16 protein-coding genes are annotated in these 18341 nt (G+C 67.2%); 11 read left to right on the forward strand and 5 right to left on the reverse strand.

All coding sequences use genetic code 11. The annotated features are described in order from the left end of the window. The first annotated feature begins 640 nt into the window (after positions 1–640). Entirely contained in the window at positions 641–2200 is a 1560-nt protein-coding gene (locus tag K8Z61_RS03160) for a PAS domain-containing sensor histidine kinase (RefSeq protein WP_224126606.1), read from the forward strand. Positions 2201–2242: 42 nt separating this feature from the next. Here the strand turns inward: K8Z61_RS03160 and K8Z61_RS03165 are convergent, their stop codons facing one another. After that, positions 2243–2845 (reverse strand): TetR/AcrR family transcriptional regulator, encoded by a 603-nt coding sequence (locus K8Z61_RS03165; protein WP_224126607.1) that lies wholly within the window; start codon positions 2843–2845, stop codon positions 2243–2245. 271 nt (positions 2846–3116) lie between these two features. Between K8Z61_RS03165 and K8Z61_RS03170 the strand changes: the two genes are divergently transcribed. From K8Z61_RS03170 to K8Z61_RS03180, 3 genes are all read left to right on the forward strand, one after another. Continuing rightward, a complete protein-coding gene (locus tag K8Z61_RS03170) occupies positions 3117–6017 on the forward strand; it encodes an MMPL family transporter (protein ID WP_224126608.1) in 2901 nt (966 codons plus the stop codon). Positions 6018–6293: 276 nt separating this feature from the next. Next, complete coding sequence (locus tag K8Z61_RS03175; RefSeq protein WP_224126609.1) at positions 6294–7295, forward strand: cytochrome P450; 1002 nt, start codon at positions 6294–6296, stop codon at positions 7293–7295. Beyond that, entirely contained in the window at positions 7292–7819 is a 528-nt protein-coding gene (locus tag K8Z61_RS03180) for a hypothetical protein (RefSeq protein WP_224126610.1), read from the forward strand. Before K8Z61_RS03175 ends, K8Z61_RS03180 begins: the two co-directional genes overlap by 4 nt. A 360-nt stretch (positions 7820–8179) precedes the next feature. Here the strand turns inward: K8Z61_RS03180 and K8Z61_RS03185 are convergent, their stop codons facing one another. After that, positions 8180–9256, reverse strand: a complete 1077-nt coding sequence (locus K8Z61_RS03185; protein ID WP_224126611.1) for an AraC family transcriptional regulator — start codon at positions 9254–9256, stop codon at positions 8180–8182. Positions 9257–9360: 104 nt separating this feature from the next. On the opposite strand from K8Z61_RS03185, the gene K8Z61_RS03190 reads away from it, so the two are divergent. The 6 genes from K8Z61_RS03190 (at position 9361) to K8Z61_RS03210 (ending at position 14929) form a co-directional block, all read left to right on the forward strand. Continuing rightward, positions 9361–9681, forward strand: a complete 321-nt coding sequence (locus K8Z61_RS03190) for a 2Fe-2S iron-sulfur cluster-binding protein (RefSeq protein WP_224126612.1) — start codon at positions 9361–9363, stop codon at positions 9679–9681. 73 nt (positions 9682–9754) lie between these two features. Beyond that, complete coding sequence (locus K8Z61_RS03195; RefSeq protein ID WP_224126613.1) at positions 9755–11095, forward strand: cytochrome P450; 1341 nt, start codon at positions 9755–9757, stop codon at positions 11093–11095. Next, on the forward strand, positions 11092–12294 hold the full coding sequence (locus K8Z61_RS03200) for an NAD(P)/FAD-dependent oxidoreductase (protein WP_224126614.1): 1203 nt from the start codon (positions 11092–11094) through the stop codon (positions 12292–12294). The genes K8Z61_RS03195 and K8Z61_RS03200 overlap by 4 nt, the downstream gene beginning before the upstream one ends. A 97-nt stretch (positions 12295–12391) precedes the next feature. Then, positions 12392–12514 (forward strand): hypothetical protein, encoded by a 123-nt coding sequence (locus K8Z61_RS18775; RefSeq protein ID WP_263430401.1) that lies wholly within the window; start codon positions 12392–12394, stop codon positions 12512–12514. A gap of 64 nt (positions 12515–12578) precedes the next feature. Beyond that, positions 12579–14087 carry an aldehyde dehydrogenase family protein gene (locus K8Z61_RS03205; RefSeq protein WP_224126615.1) on the forward strand — a complete coding sequence of 503 codons (1509 nt, stop codon included), beginning with the start codon at positions 12579–12581 and terminating at the stop codon, positions 14085–14087. A 14-nt stretch (positions 14088–14101) separates the two neighbouring features. Further along, the gene (locus K8Z61_RS03210) at positions 14102–14929 is read left to right on the forward strand and encodes an SDR family oxidoreductase (RefSeq protein ID WP_224126616.1); all 828 of its coding nucleotides are present in this window, start codon (positions 14102–14104) and stop codon (positions 14927–14929) included. Here the strand turns inward: K8Z61_RS03210 and K8Z61_RS03215 are convergent. Next, positions 14902–15258, reverse strand: coding sequence for a wax ester/triacylglycerol synthase family O-acyltransferase (locus K8Z61_RS03215; RefSeq protein WP_224126617.1), 357 nt, complete (start codon positions 15256–15258; stop codon positions 14902–14904). The genes K8Z61_RS03210 and K8Z61_RS03215 overlap by 28 nt on opposite strands. A gap of 498 nt (positions 15259–15756) precedes the next feature. After that, positions 15757–16902 carry an acyl-CoA dehydrogenase family protein gene (locus K8Z61_RS03220; RefSeq protein ID WP_224126618.1) on the reverse strand — a complete coding sequence of 382 codons (1146 nt, stop codon included), beginning with the start codon at positions 16900–16902 and terminating at the stop codon, positions 15757–15759. Positions 16903–17052: 150 nt separating this feature from the next. Here K8Z61_RS03220 and K8Z61_RS03225 point away from each other — a divergent pair, with 150 nt between their 5' ends. Next, positions 17053–17730: a TetR/AcrR family transcriptional regulator gene (locus K8Z61_RS03225; protein ID WP_224126619.1), complete on the forward strand. Its 678-nt coding sequence runs from the start codon at positions 17053–17055 to the stop codon at positions 17728–17730. Between the two features lie 5 nt (positions 17731–17735). Here K8Z61_RS03225 and K8Z61_RS03230 read toward each other — a convergent pair whose 3' ends face one another. Further along, complete coding sequence (locus K8Z61_RS03230) at positions 17736–18197, reverse strand: PaaI family thioesterase (protein WP_224126620.1); 462 nt, start codon at positions 18195–18197, stop codon at positions 17736–17738. Positions 18198–18341 lie beyond the last annotated feature (144 nt).

The following is an 18341-nucleotide window of genomic DNA, read 5'->3' on the forward strand; positions in this document are numbered from 1 at the left end:
CAAACGCGAACAAAAACGACCCCTGACGCTCGAAGACGTTGACAGGTGTCTCCGCAGGTCAGGGGCCGTTTTCAGGCAGTCAGCGCGTGGGCATCACCCACGCGAGGCTAAATGTCGTAATACTGACTGACTGACCCATGTTGACCTGCGCAAATGTCGACGATCGGGCTCCTTTTGTACCACGCGTGTAACGAACGGGCCGTGTTTACGTCGGTCTTGAGTGCTCTATTGGCCTGCGAGATCAAGGGTCGCGTGTCGCGGGCGCCGGCAATATGGCGGAGAAGCGCCGCTGCGGCGAGCAGCAGCGCTGCGATCCATCCGAGTCTCAGTGCGAGGGAGGTTGGTCTCGCCAAAGCCGCTGGTGAGTGCGCCGTCGATCATGACTCGGGTGCCGGCGTACCGCTGCAGCCAGGGCGCCCAGGTCGCGGGTTCGCCGCGCAGCATGGGGCTCCATCCGATGCCCAGGTCGAGGAATGGCCGCTGATACGGTTTGCTGGCGGCGGGCGGGCGGAACGCCGCCGATGCGGCGTGGAGTTTCGCTTTCGAGCGGGACCAAGTCATGCCTCATCCCCGTCCGGCGCCGTACCATATGTGCAACATCAACTCGGATCGCCCCCGCGGCCCAGAGCGGGCTCTTGCGATGCCCCACGACAAAACCTGTAGGAAGTTCACCGTGGTTTCGAGGCCTGAAGTTGAGCGTGTTCCGGGCAGCAACCCCGAACGTGTGGGATCTGACGCGACCGGGCCCACGAGTTCGGCGGAAGTCCGGCGTCGAACGCTGAAGGTCCTCTCTCGCGCAGGCGATCATCCCTTGCTGCGTTCCTTCGATGTGACTGCCATCTTCACGTTCGACGAGAGCCAGCGCATTTTGTCGGTGAGCGGCAGCGGTCTCGCCTCTCTGGGTCTCTCCCGCGAGACCTTGGAGGGCAAGACTCTCGTCGAAGCATTTCCCACAGACACGGTTACGATCGCTGAGCCCCGGTTCCGAGACGCGCTCGCCGCCCGCCCGAGTACGGCCGACGTGCCGTTTGCGGGTCGCATCTTTTCTCAGCGACTGTGGCCCATCCGAGACGATTCCGGCGAGGTGGTCGCAGGAGCGGGTGTCGTAGAGGACGTCACCGACATTCGCGTGGCGGCACAGGCACGCAGAGAGTCCGAGGAGCGCTTCCGGCTCAGTTTCGTCCACGCGCCCATCGCAAAGGCATTGGTCGAGCTCGATGGGAGGCTGCGGCAGGTCAACACGGCGTTCACGAGACTTACCCAGTACTCCGAGCAGGAGTTGTTGACACGGTCCTTCCAGGACATAACCCACCCCGATGACCTCGAAACGGACCTGAATCACCTGAGTCGCCTGGTTGCAGGTGAAGTCGACTCGTACGATCTGGAAAAGCGCTACATCACCGGCTCAGGTTCAATCGTGTGGGCGCACTTGGCGGTCACGTCCGTACGCGACCCGGATGGCAGACCCCAGTATCTCATCGCGCAGATTCAGGACATCAGCGACCGCAAGGCACACGAGGCCTCGCTTCGCGACATGATCGCAATGTTGTCGCACGACCTCCGGGTGCCGTTGTCGGTGGTTACGGGGTACGTCGAACTACTTCTTGACACCTGGGATTCTTCGCGCGATGACGAACGTCATGGCTTTCTCCTCAAGACGCACGCAGCGGCGCATTCGGCACTGGCTCTGCTTGAGAACACTCTGACGGTGTCCGTTCTGGACGAGGCTGGCGTGGCCATCACCCGGACGCCTGTGCGAGTGAACGAGGTGGTTGCTGAGGTCTTGGAAAGTCTAAGTGTGACGTCGTCGATTATGGTCCGCACTTCAGGAGACGCCACGGCGCTCGTCGACCGTGGCCATCTGATACAGATCGTGACGAACCTGCTGACGAATGCGCTGAAGTACGGCGCGGAACCAGTCGTGGTGGACATTCGAACAGACGCCAGGTCCGTTCGCGTTGCGGTGACGGACAGGGGTCCCGGGGTGCCTCGGGAATTCGAACGTCGCATGTTCGACCGCTTCACACGGTCCGAGAGCGCCCGAGCGGGTGGGCAGCGGGGAAGTGGGTTAGGGCTTCACATCGTCCGGCGACTACTGCTTCTCAATGGGGGCGACGTGGTTTACCTGTCCCCGCCCGGCGGCGGTGCAACGTTCGCCTTCCGTCTCCCCTGGTTCGGCACTCCCGCAAGCGACTCGTAAAGGCGTCAGCAAGTGCGCGGGTATTCCCCGCCCAAGGGCGAGTCATGACTCGAGGGCATCGCGCGTGCCGGGCGGGGCGAGACCGTCGAGGATCAGGTCGCTGATCGCCGCGGACAGCCGAACTGCCTCGGAAGACGGTTCCTTCAGTGGCCCGTCGACAGCAGCGCTCAGACCGGCGACGGTGATGGCGCCGAAAATGCTCGTCGCCACGGCGCTTGGGTCGGTGACCTGGCGCAGAGAGCCATCGGCGGCTCCGTCGGTCAAGAGTTGCTCGATGGGTTCGAAGAAGGCTGCGCGCAGCGCTACCGCCAAATCGGGAAGTCGCGTGGCGCGCCCGAGGTCGCCCACCAACGCCCGGCAGAGGAAGGGGTGCTCGAGCATTACGCCTAGTTGTGCGGTGACGGCGGTTTCGAGGCGGGTCCGCGCGCTCTCGGCGCTCGCTATGGCTATCCCGACGGCGCCGGCGATCATCTCCAGCAGGTCAGTGAGGAGGAACTCCAGGACTGCGTTCTTGCCTTCGAGGTGGTAATAGAGTGTGGCCTTGGGGATGCCGGTGGCCTCGGCGATGTCCTCGATTTTGGTGCCGTCGAGCCCGCGTTCGGCGATCAGCTCCGCCGCCCCGTAGAGCTGACTGGCCAGCTTCACCGGAAGCTTCCTCATCTCGTCTCCCTTCCGTTGGCGCGGTCGTTGGAGGAACCACGTTCTCGACGCGAGCCACATCCTATGTTGTACTGCTAGTACAAACTGTGAATCCAACACGAGGACGTTGGGACAGATGGAGCGAGCTCGACGAGACGGGATCGGCAGGTCGCTGAGGTCGGGCCTGGGGTTGGGGTATCGCTTTCCGGCTGTGGTGATGGTCGGGTGGGTGCTAGCGGCGACCGCCTTGTCGTTGCTGGTGACTCCACTCGGCACGGTGGTGGAGCGCAGCAGCACCGCGTTCCTGCCCGAGGACGCCCCGACCCTGCACGGGCTGCGGGTCATGGACACCGCGTTCGGCTCGGGTGAGACCCGTTCCTACGTGTACGTGGTCATCACCAGCGATGACGGCCTCGGCGTCAGGGACCGCAGAGTCTACGTCGATCTGGTGCGCATGCTCGAGAACTCGGATCGTGTATCGGAGGTCCAGGACTACCTGGGCAAGCCTGAGGTCCGCGAGTCGATGACCAGCACGGACGGCGAGGCGACCTACCTGGTGGTCGGGCTGCGCTCCTCGGTCGGGTCACCGGCCTCGGATGAGGACGTGAAGTGGCTCCGTTCGGTGGTGGACGACCTCCGGACCCCCACTGGCACGGAGGTGCACGTCACCGGGGATCCGGCGATGATCGCGGACCTGACCACGGCGGTGAACGAGGCGTCGTTGAAGGTCACCGTGGTTTCGCTGTTGTTGCTGGTTGGCATCTTGTGGCTGGTCTACCGCCGGGTCGCGACCGTGCTCGTCTCGCTGGCGACGATCGGGGTCGCGTTGCTGTGCACCCGCGGCGCCTTGGCCTGGGCGGGTGAGCACGGGCTGGCGTTGTCGACCTACACCGACGCCTTCGTCGTGGCCATCACCCTGGGTGCGGGGACCGACTACTGCGTCTTTCTCATCTCCCGGTTCCGGGAGGAGTACGCCGGAGGACTCCAACCCCTCGACGCCGTCGCCGAGTCGGTCTCCCGAGTCGGTCCGGCGCTTCTGGCCTCGGCCGCCACCGTCATCCTCGGCGCGATCTGCCTCGGCTTCACCGACCTGGCAATCTTCGCCACCACCGGCCCACCGATGGCGATCTGCGTCGCGGTCACGGTCGCGGTCAGTCTCACGTTCACTCCGGCACTGATGCGCTGGTTCGGGCCCCGCATCGGCCCCGCGCCGCAACCCCGAGCCGACTCGCGATGGGCCCGCACCGGCCGCCTCGTCGGACGACACCCCGCCCGGATCCTGGTCGCGGGCCTCACGGTGCTCATTCTCCTGGCTCTGGCGCTGCCCACGATGCAGCTCTCCTTCGACGAACGCGCCGCCCAGCCGCCCGACACTCCCAGCAACCTCGGACTCGCGGCGATGGCGGAGCACTTCCCGCCCAACCAGACGCTGCGCGACTACCTGCTCATTCGTTTCGACCACGACATGGCCAACACCCGCGACCTGGCCGTCATCAACGCCATCAGCACTGCCGTGGCCAAGGTCGACGGTGTCGACCAGGTCCGCAGCATCACCAGACCGGCTGGGACACCGCTCGAACCCGCATCCATCGCCAACCAGCTCGGGAAGCTCGCCAAAGGACTCCGCCAGGCGGAGAACAAGCTCGAGGCCGGCGAGCCCGGCCTGAAGCGGCTCGCCTTCGGCGCCGGCGACCTCAGTGACGCACTCGGGCAGGTCTCGGCTGGCGCCGGGAAAGCCGAGCAAGGCGCGGGGAAGCTCAGCGACGGCAGCCGCCTCATCGCCGACGGGCTCGGACAGGCCGCCGACCGCACTGACCAGGCAGCCGACGGAGCCCGCCAGCTGCGCGACGGTGCCGCTACCTTGGCCGCCGGACTCCGCACCGCCCACGACCAGGTCGCCGTGGCCGTCGACGGTCTCGGGATGATCGTCGAGGCCCTCGAGGACGATCCGATCTGCACCGCCGACCCGACCTGCAAGCGTTCCCGTGAGGGCCTGCGCAAGATCTACACCGGCCTGCGAGATGAGCTTCTGCCCGGGCTGGCCCGAGCGGCCGCCGGCGCGGACCGGCTCGCCGCCGGTGACGGCCGCCTCGCCCACGGGCTCGACCAGCTCGCGGCCGGACTTCGCCAGGCACAGTCCGGCAGCAGGCGGATCGCCGAAGGACAGGCGCAGCTTGGGTCGAAGCTCGGCGAACTGGAGGGCGGCACCGACCGGCTCGCCGACGGCGCCGCCGGCATCGCACCTGGAATCGAGCGGCTCCTCACCCAGACCGAGAAGCTCCAAGAAGGCCTCGGCGGATCCGCCGGCTACCTCCAGGACGTCAACCAGCGCGCCGACACCCCCGAGGCCGGCGGCTTCTACCTGCCCGCCTCGACCCTCGGCAAGCCCGACTTCGCCCTGGCCCGCAGTCAGTTCCTCTCCGCAGACGGGAAGCTGACTCGCATCCAGATCACCGGCGACACCGACCCCCTCACCCCCGCCGGCCAGGAACGCTACGACGAAGTCCATGCGGCCGCCGAGCAAGCCATGAACGACACCCGACTCGACGACTCCACGATCCTCGCCACCGGCGCAGCCGGGCTCGGCGCCGACCTAGCCCACTACCTCGCCGACGACGCCGTGCTGGTGGTCCTGGCAGTGCTGCTCATGGTGCTGCTCATCCTCGTCCTCACCCTCCGCGCCGTGGTAGCGCCCCTGTACCTGCTGGCCTCCGTGGTGCTGTCCTGCGCAGCCGCCCTCGGGTTGACCACCCTGGTGTTCCAGCACCTGGCCGGACAAGACATCCACTTCACCGTGCCGGTCATCGTGTTCGTGCTGCTCGTCGCCGTGGGCGCGGACTACAACATCCTGCTGATGAGCCGGATGCGTGAAAGCGGGCTCGCGCTGGACCGCGACGAGGTCGCCCGCGCGGTCACCGCGACCGGCCCCGTGATCACCGCCGCCGGCCTCATCTTCGCCTCCACATTCGTCGCGCTGCTCTTCTCGCCCGTCGAAGCACTCGCCCAGACCGGGTTCGCCGTCGCCGCCGGACTACTCCTCGACACCTTCGTGGTCCGCACCCTGGTCGTCCCCGCCTGCGCGGCGTTGTTCGAGGACCGCAGCTGGTGGCCTCACAGCAGGATCGCACCCGCCCGAACACTTCGCCCGGGACGAGCTCGTGCCGACGCGGCCACCTGATCCGACGACCCACAAGAGAGGATGCGAATGACCCAGCAACCACAGCCCCAGCAACCGATGATCGAGCAGCGGCTGACCTACAGCCCCTTCGACCCGGCAGTGATAGCGGACCCCTACCCGGTCTATCGCGCCCTGCGTGAAAGCGCCCCCGCGTATTGGTCGGCCACGGCGGACTGCTGGGTGCTCAGCCGCTACGACGACATAGACGCCGCCCTCCACGACCCGACGACCTACTCCTCGGCCTCAGGGATCTTCCCCACCCCACCAGGTGTGGACATGACCGAACTCTTCCTTCCCATGCTGATCATGACCGACCCGCCACGGCACAGTCAGCTCCGCCGCATCGTCAGCCGCGCCTTCACCCCCCGCCGCATCGCCGCACTCGAGCCCCACATCCACACCCTCGTCGACGACCTCCTCGACCGGACCCCTGACGCCGACACCTGGGACTTCGTCGCCGAGCTCGCCGGCCCGCTCCCAGCGATCGTGATCGCCGACATGCTCGGCGTCCCACGCGAGGACCGCGACCGGTTCCGTACCTGGTCGACCACCCTCATCCAATCCAACCCCACCCGAGGAGAGTTCGGTCCCGGGTTGGACGCCGCCGCCGCGCTCTACGACTACTTCGCCAGCTTCCTCGCCGAGCGCCGCACGCACCCCCAAGACGACCTCATGACCGCCCTCGTCCACGCCGAGGTCGACGGCCGGCACCTCAGCGAGGAAGAGCTCCTCGGGTTCTGCCTCCTGCTGCTCATCGCCGGCCACGAAACCACCACCAACCTGCTCTCCAACAGCGCCGTGGTCCTTGCCCACCACCCCGACAGCCGACGCAAGCTCGTAGACGACCCGGCCGGCATCCCGGCCGCGGTCGAGGAGCTGCTGCGCTACGACTCACCCGTCCAGGGGCTCGCGCGCACCCTGACCCGACCGGTTGACCTGCACGGCCAGCACCTCAACAAGGGCGACACCGTGCTGCTCTTGTTCGGCTCCGCAAACCGCGACGACCACGCCTTCCCCGACGCCGACCGGTTCGACATCCACCGCGCCCCCGAACGACAGGTCGCGTTCGGACACGGCATCCACTTCTGTCTCGGCGCATCCCTGGCCCGCCTCGAGGCTTGCCTCGCGCTCCAGGCGCTGCTGGCCCGCCACCGCGACTGGGACGTCGACCTCGACGCAGCCGTCCGGCTCCGCTCCGGCCCTATCCGCGGCTACGCCTCCCTGCCCCTGCGACCAGGCAAGCGCACCAGCTCGACCCCGCGAGAGGCGCACCGATGAAGGACCAGCCCAAGCCCACTCGTGCCACCGTCCTACACACCGTGACCCAAGAGATCCTCACCCGCCAAGACGGACGAATCCCCACCGACGTCGACCACGTCGACACCTTCTTCGCCGACGAGGAGGACCTCGCCGACGCGCTCCTGCTCCGCTGGCACACCCTTCTCACCGCACGGATAGAACGTGCTCTCGCCGAGGAGCCCGACGACCGCGAGGCCAGCGTCATCGAAGCCTGGTGTCACGCCGCCAAGGACTACCGGGGTGTGCGCCTGGTCATCGATGAACTCGCCACCAATCCACCCACCGAAGCGGTCGCGCGGGCAGCCCGCACCACCGCGCGCCACGACTGGGCCGCCATGGCCGTCGCCGCCGGCCTCGCCAGCGACTTTGACGAACCCGCCATCCGAATCGGCCATCGACTCGAGCTAGCGGCCCGACAACGTATGCGGGCCGATGACGCGACCAGGCCCGCGTCTCAACGAGAGAGCGCATTGAGCAAGCTCAAGGCGATGCTCACCGATTGAGGCCCCCGCCAAGACCTGGACAAGGGAGTCGACGATCCAGCGCCTGGGCAGCGATTGACTCCTCGGCCCGGCTGACCCTCGCCAAACACCGCCCGCGCGGTCCGAAAATCATCTCCGGTTCCCCCGGGTCGCCGGGGTCTGAGGGAGACCCAGAGTTGGACTGTGCCCATGTGGAGCGCGTTCACGGTGGGGCCGGCATGAAGGCAGTTAGCCAGCCCGCCAGGAGGCCATTTGCGCGCAGAGGGTCGGCCTGCTGCACCATCAGGTGAGGCCACCTGCGAGCCTAGGAGATCGCTCGGTTCAGGCGAGGCAAGTCGACGGTCGACGCAATGACCAGCGGGACGACTTGATCGAGGTTCCTCATCGCTGATCGCGTCGCCCCGATCCGGCGGGGGACGCGCGTGACAAGTCGTCTGGCGGGTGGCCCCTCGTGTGTCGAAACTCCCTCGGGGATTGCCCGGTCCATCGCTTGAACGCATGTGAGAAGTTGCTTAGATCGCCGTACGCGAGATCCGCGGCCACTTGGCTGATTGTTATGGTCGGGTCGAGCAGGAGCGCGATCGCCTGTTCGCGCAGCCAGGACTCGCGGACCTCACGGAAGGTCGTGCCCTCCTCGGCGAGTCTCCTCTTCAGGGTGCTGGTCGAGACCGAGAGCTTGTCGGCAACGCGGGCGCCGTGAGCCTGTCCGGGGTCCTCCTCGAGCAAAAGCCGCACTCGCTCTGCGAAGGAGATCGTGCCGTGGCGCCGCTCCAGCGCTGTGCGCAGGTCCGCGATCGCGACGCGGTAGGCAACAGGGTCCGCGAAGCGGCACACCTCGTCGAGCGCGTCCTGAGGAACCTGCACGTACGAAGTGGGCGCGTCGAAGACCACGCGCCCACCTCGGGACTGCTCCCATTCCGCCGCAGACGCCGGCGCTGGCCACTCCAGGTACAGCGTGACCGAGGGCAGGGTCCCTGCGAGCAGGTCCAGCAGTCGCAGCACCGTGGAGCCGCCATAGGCGACGACGAGGCAGTCCAAGTCCGGGTCGCGCGTGTGTCCGGTGAGCCCAATGGTGAGGCCGCTTTCGCCCGGGTGGACGTGGGGGCGCAGGGCCGTGGAGATCAAAGGCAGAAAGGCAAAGAGCTCAACGATTTCTGCGACCGAGCCCGCGCTCACCAGCGGCACGCTCAGCGGCCCGAAGGAGGTCAGTTGGGAATGTTCGGCGAAGGCGAAACCCAACTGAGTCGCCTCGGCCCTGTCGAGGACCGGGTACACCTCTCGGAACCAGCGCACCGGTGCCTGCCGATCCTGGGCGAGAAGTGCGGTCTCATCGGTCCCTTCCCGCGCCATCACCGTGCGGAACCGGGCAGCAGCCTCACGATCGATTGCAGAGCTGTTGAGCATCTGCGTAAAGGCGAGAGGCGGGACGCCGGGTTCGTACACACGCATCGCACGCATCCCTTGAGCCGAAATCACAACATTCTGACTGTGGAGACCATAGCCACACGCACCCAGAGTCACAAGACTCTCATTACGTCTTCGATACGTGAGGAGTCAAGCCAATGGGTGTAGTCACCTTTGTTTCCTACGACGGCGAGAAGCATGAGGCGCCGCTGGAGGAGGGCCGGTCGCTCATGCAGGTCGCGGTCGACAACATGGTGCCGGGCATCGACGGCGATTGTGGGGGCGAGGCCGCGTGCGGCACCTGTCACGTGATCGTCGACCCGCAGTGGTCTGAGGAGGTGGGTCTCTCCGGTCCCGTCGAGGAGGAGATGCTGTCGATGAATCCTGAGCGACAGCCGACCTCCCGGCTGTCTTGCCAGATGGCGGTGTCGCAGGAGTGGGACGGCCTGGTCGTCCAGCTGCCCGAGTTCCAGATGTGATCGAAAGGAAAGTGGATCGATGATGATGAACATTGCAGACACGCTGAGCGATAAGGTCCAGTCGACCCTCCCGATGGAACTGCAGATCCGGGGCGCCCATCTCTACGACAAGACCCGTCGTTGGGTGACCGGAACGAACGGGCAGAAGATCTTCGTCGAGACCCCGATCCCGCCGGCGGACGAGGTCGAGCTCGCCGACATCGACCTGAGCAACCCGTTCCTGTACCGCCAGGGCAGGTGGCAGTCGTACTTCGAGCGTGTGCGCAACGAAGCGCCCGTGCACTACCAGCCCAACAGCCCGTTCGGTCCGTTCTGGTCGGTCACTCGGCACGCCGACATCATCGCCGTCGACAAAAACCACGAGGTCTTCTCCGCCGAACCCTTCATCATCATCGGCAAACCACCCCGGTTCATGGACGTCGCGATGTTCATCGCCATGGACCCCCCGAAGCACGACCAGCAGCGGGCCGCCGTTCAAGGGGTCGTTGCGCCCAAGAACCTTCGCGAGATGGAGGCCCTGATCCGTTCGCGGGTCCAGGAGGTGCTGGACGAGCTCCCGACCGGTGAGCCGTTCAACTGGGTCGACCGGGTGTCGATCGAGCTGACCGCTCGGATGCTCGCGACGCTGCTGGACTTCCCCTACGACCAACGACGCAAGCTGACCGAGTGGTCCGACCTCGCCACCGCGATGGAGGAGGCCAACGGAGGTCCCTCCGACAACGACGAGATCTTTCGAGGCATGGTCGGCGCCGTTCGCGGCCTCAGCGCGCACTGGCACGACAAGGCGGCTCGACTCGCTGCCGGGGAGGAGCCCGGTTTCGACCTGATCACCATGTTGCAGAGCAACGAGGACACCAAGGACCTGATCGAGCGTCCGATGGAGTTCCTGGGCAACCTGATCCTGCTGATCGTCGGAGGCAACGACACCACGCGCAACTCGATGAGTGGCGGTGTGCTGGCCCTCAACCAGTTCCCCGAGCAGTTCGAGAAGCTCAAGGCGAATCCGGACCTGATCCCGAACATGGTCTCGGAGATCATTCGTTGGCAGACGCCACTTGCGTACATGCGCCGGGTCGCGAAGAAGGACACCGTGCTTAATGGGCAGTTCATCCGCAAGGGCGACAAGGTGGTCATGTGGTACGCCTCGGGGAACCGGGACGAGCGTGTCTTCGAACGACCTGACGAGTTGATCATCGACCGCAAGAACGCGCGCAACCACATCTCCTTCGGGTTCGGGGTGCACCGGTGCATGGGCAACAGGCTGGCCGAGCTCCAGCTGAGGATTCTTTGGGAGGAGCTGCTTCCTCGGTTCGAGGACATCGAGGTCGTCGGCGAGCCGGAGTACGTCCAGTCCAACTTCGTCAGGGGCATCAGCAAGCTCATGGTGCGCCTGACCCCGAAGCGCGGCGCATGACACAGGGGACCGCGCTCGTGGTCGGAGCCAGTCACGCCGGGGCTCAACTGGCGGCCAGCCTCCGTCAGGAAGGCTGGGCCGGCGAGGTCGTCGTCGTCGGTGACGAGGCGGCTCTGCCCTACCAGCGACCGCCGCTGTCCAAGGCATACCTCGCCGGCAAGAGCACGTTGGAGGAGCTGGCGATCCGGAAGGCGGACTTCTACGCCAAGCAGCAGATCCGGCTGGTCAATGCGCACGTGGAGTCGATCGAGCGCACAGACCGGCGGGTAATGCTGGCCGACGGCGAGAGCATGCCCTACGACAAGCTCGCGCTGTGCACGGGTGGCCGGGCACGGCGGCTCCCCGTGCCGGGAGCCGACCTCCCGGGCGTCCACTACTTACGCACGTTCACCGACGTGGAGCAGATCCGAGAGTCGGCGCAACCGGGTCGGCGAGCAGTCATCGTCGGCGGCGGCTACATCGGCCTGGAGACAGCTGCCTCCCTGCGTGCGCTCGGACTGGACGTCACCGTTCTCGAGGCCGCCGACCGGGTGCTCGAACGGGTCACCGCCCCGGAGGTCTCGGCGTTCTACGAGCGCCTCCACCGCGACGCGGGAGTGACCGTCCGCACCGGTGCCCTCGTCGAGGCCCTGGGTGGCGACAACCGGGTCCGAGAGGTCCGACTGGCCGGTGGTGACGAACTCCCGGCCGACCTCGTCGTCGTCGGCGTCGGGATCCAACCCAACACCGAGCTCGCAGCCGCCGCGGGTCTCCTCGTCGACGACGGCGTCGTGATCGACGACCAGGCCCGCACCAGCGATCACGACATCGTGGCCGCGGGCGACTGCACCAGCCACCTGATGGCGCGGTACGGGCGGCGCGTCCGACTCGAGTCCGTGCCGAGCGCGGGGGAACAGGCGAAGGTCGCAGCCGCGACCCTATGCGGCAAGGACAAGACCATCGCGGCGCTGCCGTGGTTCTGGTCGGATCAGTACGATCTCAAGCTCCAGATCGCGGGACTGAACACCGGCTACGACGAGATCGTGCTCAGTGGTGACCCAAGCTGTGATCGCGACTTCACCTGCTTCTACCTGCGCGCCGGGGAACTCATTGCCGCTGACTGCGTCAACCGGCCGCGCGACTTCGCCTTCAGCAAGCGGACGATCGCCCAGGGACTCCACGTCGACCGAGACGCGCTCCTGGGCGTCGCAGCGAGCTGACCGTTCAGACCGGCCACCATTGCCGCACCGGCTCGATCGCGGCGCCCCGCCGCACCTGCTCACTGACAGCCTGAGGAACCACTGAAGAGCACGATGAATGAACCTCCAGCTCACGACGGCAGCCATCCCCGAGGTGCCCAAGATCTCGGTCGGCAAGTTCGACAAGAAGCGCCTTCGCGCTCTCCACGCCGACGAAGATCTTGACGTCATCGACATCTGATACGCCTCATCAGCTTGGAACCTCGCTTATCCCGCTGGTCCGCGCCCCCTAGACAGGAGCTCCAATGAACGCCCCGTCCGCGTCTGCCCTCGACATCCGTCGACCCATCGACGGGACGGTCGTTGGCTCGGTACCGGTCGCCGACGCCACTCGTGTGCAAGCCATCACGGCCGATCTCCGTGCCGCCCAAACCGAGTGGCGTGACATCGGGCCGGCTGCCCGTGCGGTGTGGCTGCGCCGCTGGCGGACCTGGATCCTCGAGCACACCGACGAGCTGACGGACATGCTCGTGGCGGAGACCGGCAAGGTGCGGCCCGACGCCCTGGTGGAGACGACGGCCTCGTGCGAGTTCATCTCCTACTACGCCGACCACGCGAAGGCGTTCCTCGCTCCCGAACGCATCGGGTCCGGAGGGCTGCTGAGCCTCCCGAAGAGGCTGACGCGCACCTATCGCCCCTACCCCGTCGTGGGACTCATCACCCCGTGGAACTTCCCGATCACTCTCTTTCTCATGGATGCCGCACCTGCGCTGGCAGCCGGCTGTGCCGTGTTGACGAAGTCCTCGGAGATGACTCCGCTGACCTGCGCACGCGTCATCGAGGGATGGCACGAGATCGGAGCGCCACCCGTGCTCGCCCACGTGGCGGGTCCCGGCGAGACGGGAGCGGAGGTGCTCGAGGCCGCCGACTTCGTCCAGTTCACCGGTTCGACGGCCACCGGGCGTCGCGTGGCCACGCGCTGCGCGGAGCTGCTGAAGCCGGTCAGCCTGGAGCTGGGTGGCAAGGATGCGGCGATCGTGCTGGAGGACGCCGATCTGGACCGAGCCGCGCACGGCATCGCGTGGGGTGGCATGTTCAACTCCGGACAGGTGTGCATCTCCGTGGAGCGCGTCTACGTGGTGGACCAGGTCTACGACCGGTTTGTGGAGAAGCTGGCCACCGCGGTCGGATCGCTCCGGCAGGGGTCGGGGACGCGCGACGACGTGGGCGCGATGGTGACCCGGGCGCAGGTGGACACGGTGGAGCGGCACGTGGAGGACGCCCGGGAGTCGGGCGCACGGGTGCTGGTCGGTGGCGCCCGTGGTGCGCAGGGGAACTTCTATGCACCCACCCTGCTCGTCGACGTCGACCACCGCATGGCGTGCATGACCGAGGAGACCTTCGGTCCGACGCTGCCGGTCATGAGAGCGGCGGATGAGGAGGAGGCGGTGCGCCTGGCCAACGACTCCGAGTACGGGCTCTCTGCGACGGTGTGGACGCGCGACGTCGAACGCGGACGGCGGATTGCCGACCGGCTCGACGTCGGAGCGGTCAACGTCAACGACGTCTTTAGCAACCTGTTCGCCGTCGGGCTGCCGCACAGCGGCTGGAAGTCGTCGGGACTGGGGGCACGGCTGGGCGGGGCGCAGGGCCTGCGGAAGTACTGCCGTGTCCAGGCCATCACCGAGCCGCGCATCCCGCTGACCACCAAGGAGCTCACCTGGTACCCGTACTCCGCCCGGCGTGCGGCCATCGCCGGCCGAGTGCTGCGCCTGGCCGCGGGACGCGGCCTGCGCCAGCGGCTCGGCGTCTGAAAGGAACAGGCACCATGACGACAACGACGAGATCACGGGTGGTTGCCATCACCGGCGGCGCCCGAGGGATCGGCTTCCACACCGCGCAGGAGCTGATCAGATGCGGCCACCAGGTGGCGATCGGCGACATCGACGAGATCAAGCTCAAGTCCGCTGCCGAGGACCTCGGCGTCGAGGTTGCGGTCCGACTCGACGTGACGGACCCGAAGTCGATCAGCGCTTTCCTCGACGCGACCGAGGACGCGCTCGGTCCCATCGATGTGCTTATCAACAACGCGGGGGTGATGCCGACCGGGCATGTCCACCAGGAGCCGGACGAGGTCACCCGTCGACAGGTCGAGATCAACGTCCTGGGTGTCATTTTCGGCACGAAGCTCGCGCTGCAGAGGATGCTGCCGCGGCGGCGGGGGCATATCATCAACACGGCCTCGCTGGCCGGAGAGCTGCCGGTGCCGGGCCTGGCGACCTATTGCGGCACCAAGTTCGCCGTCATCGGGTTCACCGAGGCGGCACGGTTGGAGTATCGGAAGTCGGGTGTCAGGCTGTCCACGGTGCGGCCCACCTTCACCAACACCGAGCTGGTGTCCGGGACGAGTGGGGCCAAGGGCATGCGCAATGCCGAGCCGCAGGAGATCGCGCGCGCGACGGCGGCGCTGATTGAGCGGCCACAGCCGTACGTGAGGGTTACGCGGGCGGCGGGTTCCATGGTGGCAGCGATGAAGTTCGTGCCCGAAAAGATCGCGACCCGGCTCGGCGCAATACTCGGGACCGACACGGTGTTCCTCGACCGCGTGGACACTGCTGCTCGGCATGCCTACCTGGAGCGGGTCAGCAGGAGCTGACCAGGCGGGCACCGCCGCGACGGGCCCGAGCAGGATCCGCGCAGGGGGAGACCACAGCGCAGCGTCAATGCGCCGACCTGGCCTCCCACTCCCCGCCCAGCAGGTCGTCGAGCACCGCGGCCCCGCACTCGCAAGCGGGCCATCGGTGCCCGCTCCTTTGTTCGGCGCGACCGGGGACCAACGGCGAGGAGGGGCCGGGACTTAAGATCGTCGCGACTGGTGGAGAGGCGCCGCTGGAGCAGCTTCATCGCGGTGTACCCGTCCACGAGTGCGTGGTGCATCGTGGCAGACATGGCGATGCCGTCGGCGAGACCCTCGGCGGGGTGCATCTCCCCGGGTAGCCGGGGGGCATGTCGGCCTGGGGCCGTGCAGCCTGGAGACGAAGGCGCCCAGCGTCGGACGTGGTGGTCAAGGCGATGTCCTCGTTGACGACCCACCGCTGCAACGGTCCGGGACCGAGCACTGGGTGGGCCCGGCTTGAGGTTCCACGGGCGGACGACGGCGACCGGGGCGCACCTCGTTCACCAGTTCGACCAGGTTGTGCGGGACCCGGGTCGGGCGGGGGTGAGAGGCGCAGCAGCGCCGCCCATGTGGAGCATGACGTGGGGCTCTGCGGCGAGGAAGACTCTCTCGGGGAGGGCGGCCCGCTGGTTCCCGGACCTCTTGTCCTGGGGCGCGCTGGCATGTCGGCAACGTCCGACATCCTCGGCGGTGGCGTCTTGTTCCCCCGCTCGATCCCCGTGGCAGCGACGGGCGCCGACGCGCCAATGCTCGACGCCCGTCGAGGGAACCCGCCCCGAGCCTGGGATGGTCGGTCGCGGATGGGCTCACAGGGAGCGGCTGATGATCTCCTTCATGATCTCCGAGCTGCCTGCGTAGATCTGGGAGACGCGCAGGTCGGCCCAGGCGCGGGCGATGGGGTACTCGTTCATGTAGCCATACCCGCCGTGCAGCTGGAGGCAGGCATCGGCGACTCGCTGGGCCCGCTCGGAGCACCACAACTTCGCCATGGCTGCGGTGGGGATGTCCAGTTCCCCGTCGAGGTGCAGTTCGATGCACTCATCGACGAAGGCGCGCGCGACCCGCGCCTCGGTGGCGACCTCTGCCATCTTGAACTTGGTGTTCTGGAACCCCCAGATCGGGCGTCCGAACGCGCTGCGGTCGCGCACGTAGCGCAGTGTCTCGGTCAGACAGAACTCCATGGCCGCTACGTTCGACACGGCGACGAGCAGTCGCTCCTGGGGAAGTTGTTCCATCAGCTGGACGAAACCCTGTCCTTCGGTGTGGCCGAGCAGGCTGGTGGCGGGGACGCGGACGTTGTCGAAGAAGAGTTCGGAGGTGTCTTGTCCCTTCATCCCGATCTTGTCGAGGACCCGCCCCCTTGAGAATCCCTCAGCGGCGGTGGGCACCAGCATCAGCGAGATCCCGGCGGCCTTGTCGTCGGGGTCGGTCTTGACGACGGTGAGGACGAGGTCGGCCTGTGAACCGTTGGTGATGAAGGTCTTCGAGCCGCTGACGACGTACTCGTCGCCTTCACGGATCGCCTTGGTCTTGATGTTCTGCAGGTCCGACCCGGTACCGGGCTCGGTCATCGCGATCGCTCCGACGACCTCGCCGGACGCCATCTTCGGCAACCACTGCTGCTTCTGCTCCTCGGTGCCGTAGGCGAGCAGGTAGTGTGCGACGATGCCGTTGTGCAGGGAGGCGCCCCACGAGCTGTCACCGACTCGTGCCTGCTCCTCGATGAGGATAGCTTCGTGAGCGAAGGTCCCGCCGCCGCCGCCGTACTCCTCGGGGATGGAGAGGCACAGCAGACCCACCGCTCCGGCGCGGTTCCACAGGTCCCGGTCGACGTGCTTGTCGGCGATGAAGGTCTCGATGTGCGGCCTGATCTCCTTCTCGCAGAAAGTGCGGGCCAGGTCACGCAGGTCCTCGAGGTCGTCGTCCATCCAAGGGGAACGGCGCGTGGTCATGGGAGCCTCCGGATCATTGGGTACAGGGTGTACCCCCATCAGACCACGGCCACCGACCTGGGTACAAGGTGTCCCACGTCGGCGTTGGGCGGTGCCCGGCGTTGTGCGGCACCGAGCAGAGCCGTCGCCCCGCGCCTGTAGGCTGCGGCGATGGTCGAAGTGAGACGATGGGCGGACTCGACCGTCCGACGGCGGTCGTCGCGCGACGAGCTGGATCGCAACGAGAAGCGCGAGCGCGTGGTCAAGGCCGCGATGCAGGTCATCGACGAGTCCGGGATCGGCGCCGGCACCGCCCTCATCGCGGAGCGGGCTGGCATCCCCAGGCCGCACGTCTACCGCTACTTCACCAGCCGAGACGACCTGGACGACCAGATGGCCAGGCGAGCAGCGCAGGACCTGATCGCGCGGGTACGCCCGAACCTGACCCGACGAGGCACGCCTCAGCAGGTCGTCGAGGGGTTGGTGCGCGCCTGCGCCACCTGGGCCGACGAGCATCCGCATCTCTACCGCTTCCTGGCAGCCCGTGGGCAGAGTCGGACCCTGCATCGTGCCCGGATGGGGCGGTCGCGCCTCCTCGACGAGATCGCTGCGGCTGCCCGCGGCTACACCAAATCGGGTGTGGCGAGCTTTCCTGAAGGCATTCTGGTCGGGGTGATGGGGATGGTGGATGCCACCGTCATCTGGTGGCTCGACCAGCGAGACGAGTCCCTGGACGTCATGGTCGGACGGCTCGCTGGTCACGTCACCCTCGTGCTCCAGGATGCGCTGGCCGGCCACGGGATCCCGCTCGACCCCGCGGTCGAGCTGGAGCCGTTCGTCGCGGAATGAGGATGTCAGGGACCGGTCGTGGCCATGCCCTGCTCGAAGTGCTGGAGGTCGACGACGATGAACGTCGCGTGCGCGGTGGCGACCTTGTCGCCGACTTGGTCGACCGCCTCGGCGTCCACGCGCAGTCGTCGTCCCGCATGGTCGCGGACGCGGGCCGTGAACTCGTACTCGGTCCCCAACAGGACCGGCCGGAGGTACTCGACGGTCAGTGACCGGGTCACGGCGAGCTCTCCGACGCGGTAGAGGAGGAATCCGAAGAGGTCGTCGAACGCCGCCGCCACCAGACCGCCGTGGGTGATCCCGGGCGCACCCTCCTGGCGGTGGTCAAAGCGGTGCACGCAGCGCACGCCCGCCTCGGTGGCGTCGACCTGCAGGGCGAGCCCGGCGGGGTTCTCCGTGCCGCATCCCGCGCAGGTGGGGGAGTGTGAGGGGAGGCGGCCCGATTCGGATGGCTGTGGTCGCGACATGGCACTGATCCACGCCGCCAACGTCGTCGGCGCAGCGGGACCGTGCTCGTGGTAGCCGCTCATGACGAGCGGTTCGGCTGCGCGGTCGAAGTGGCGGGAAGGTCGCTCATGATCGGCTCCTCGAGGGTCACGACGGACGGACGG

It is taken from the genome of Nocardioides sp. TRM66260-LWL (assembly GCF_020075545.1).
Taxonomy (GTDB): Bacteria; Actinomycetota; Actinomycetes; order Propionibacteriales; family Nocardioidaceae; genus Nocardioides.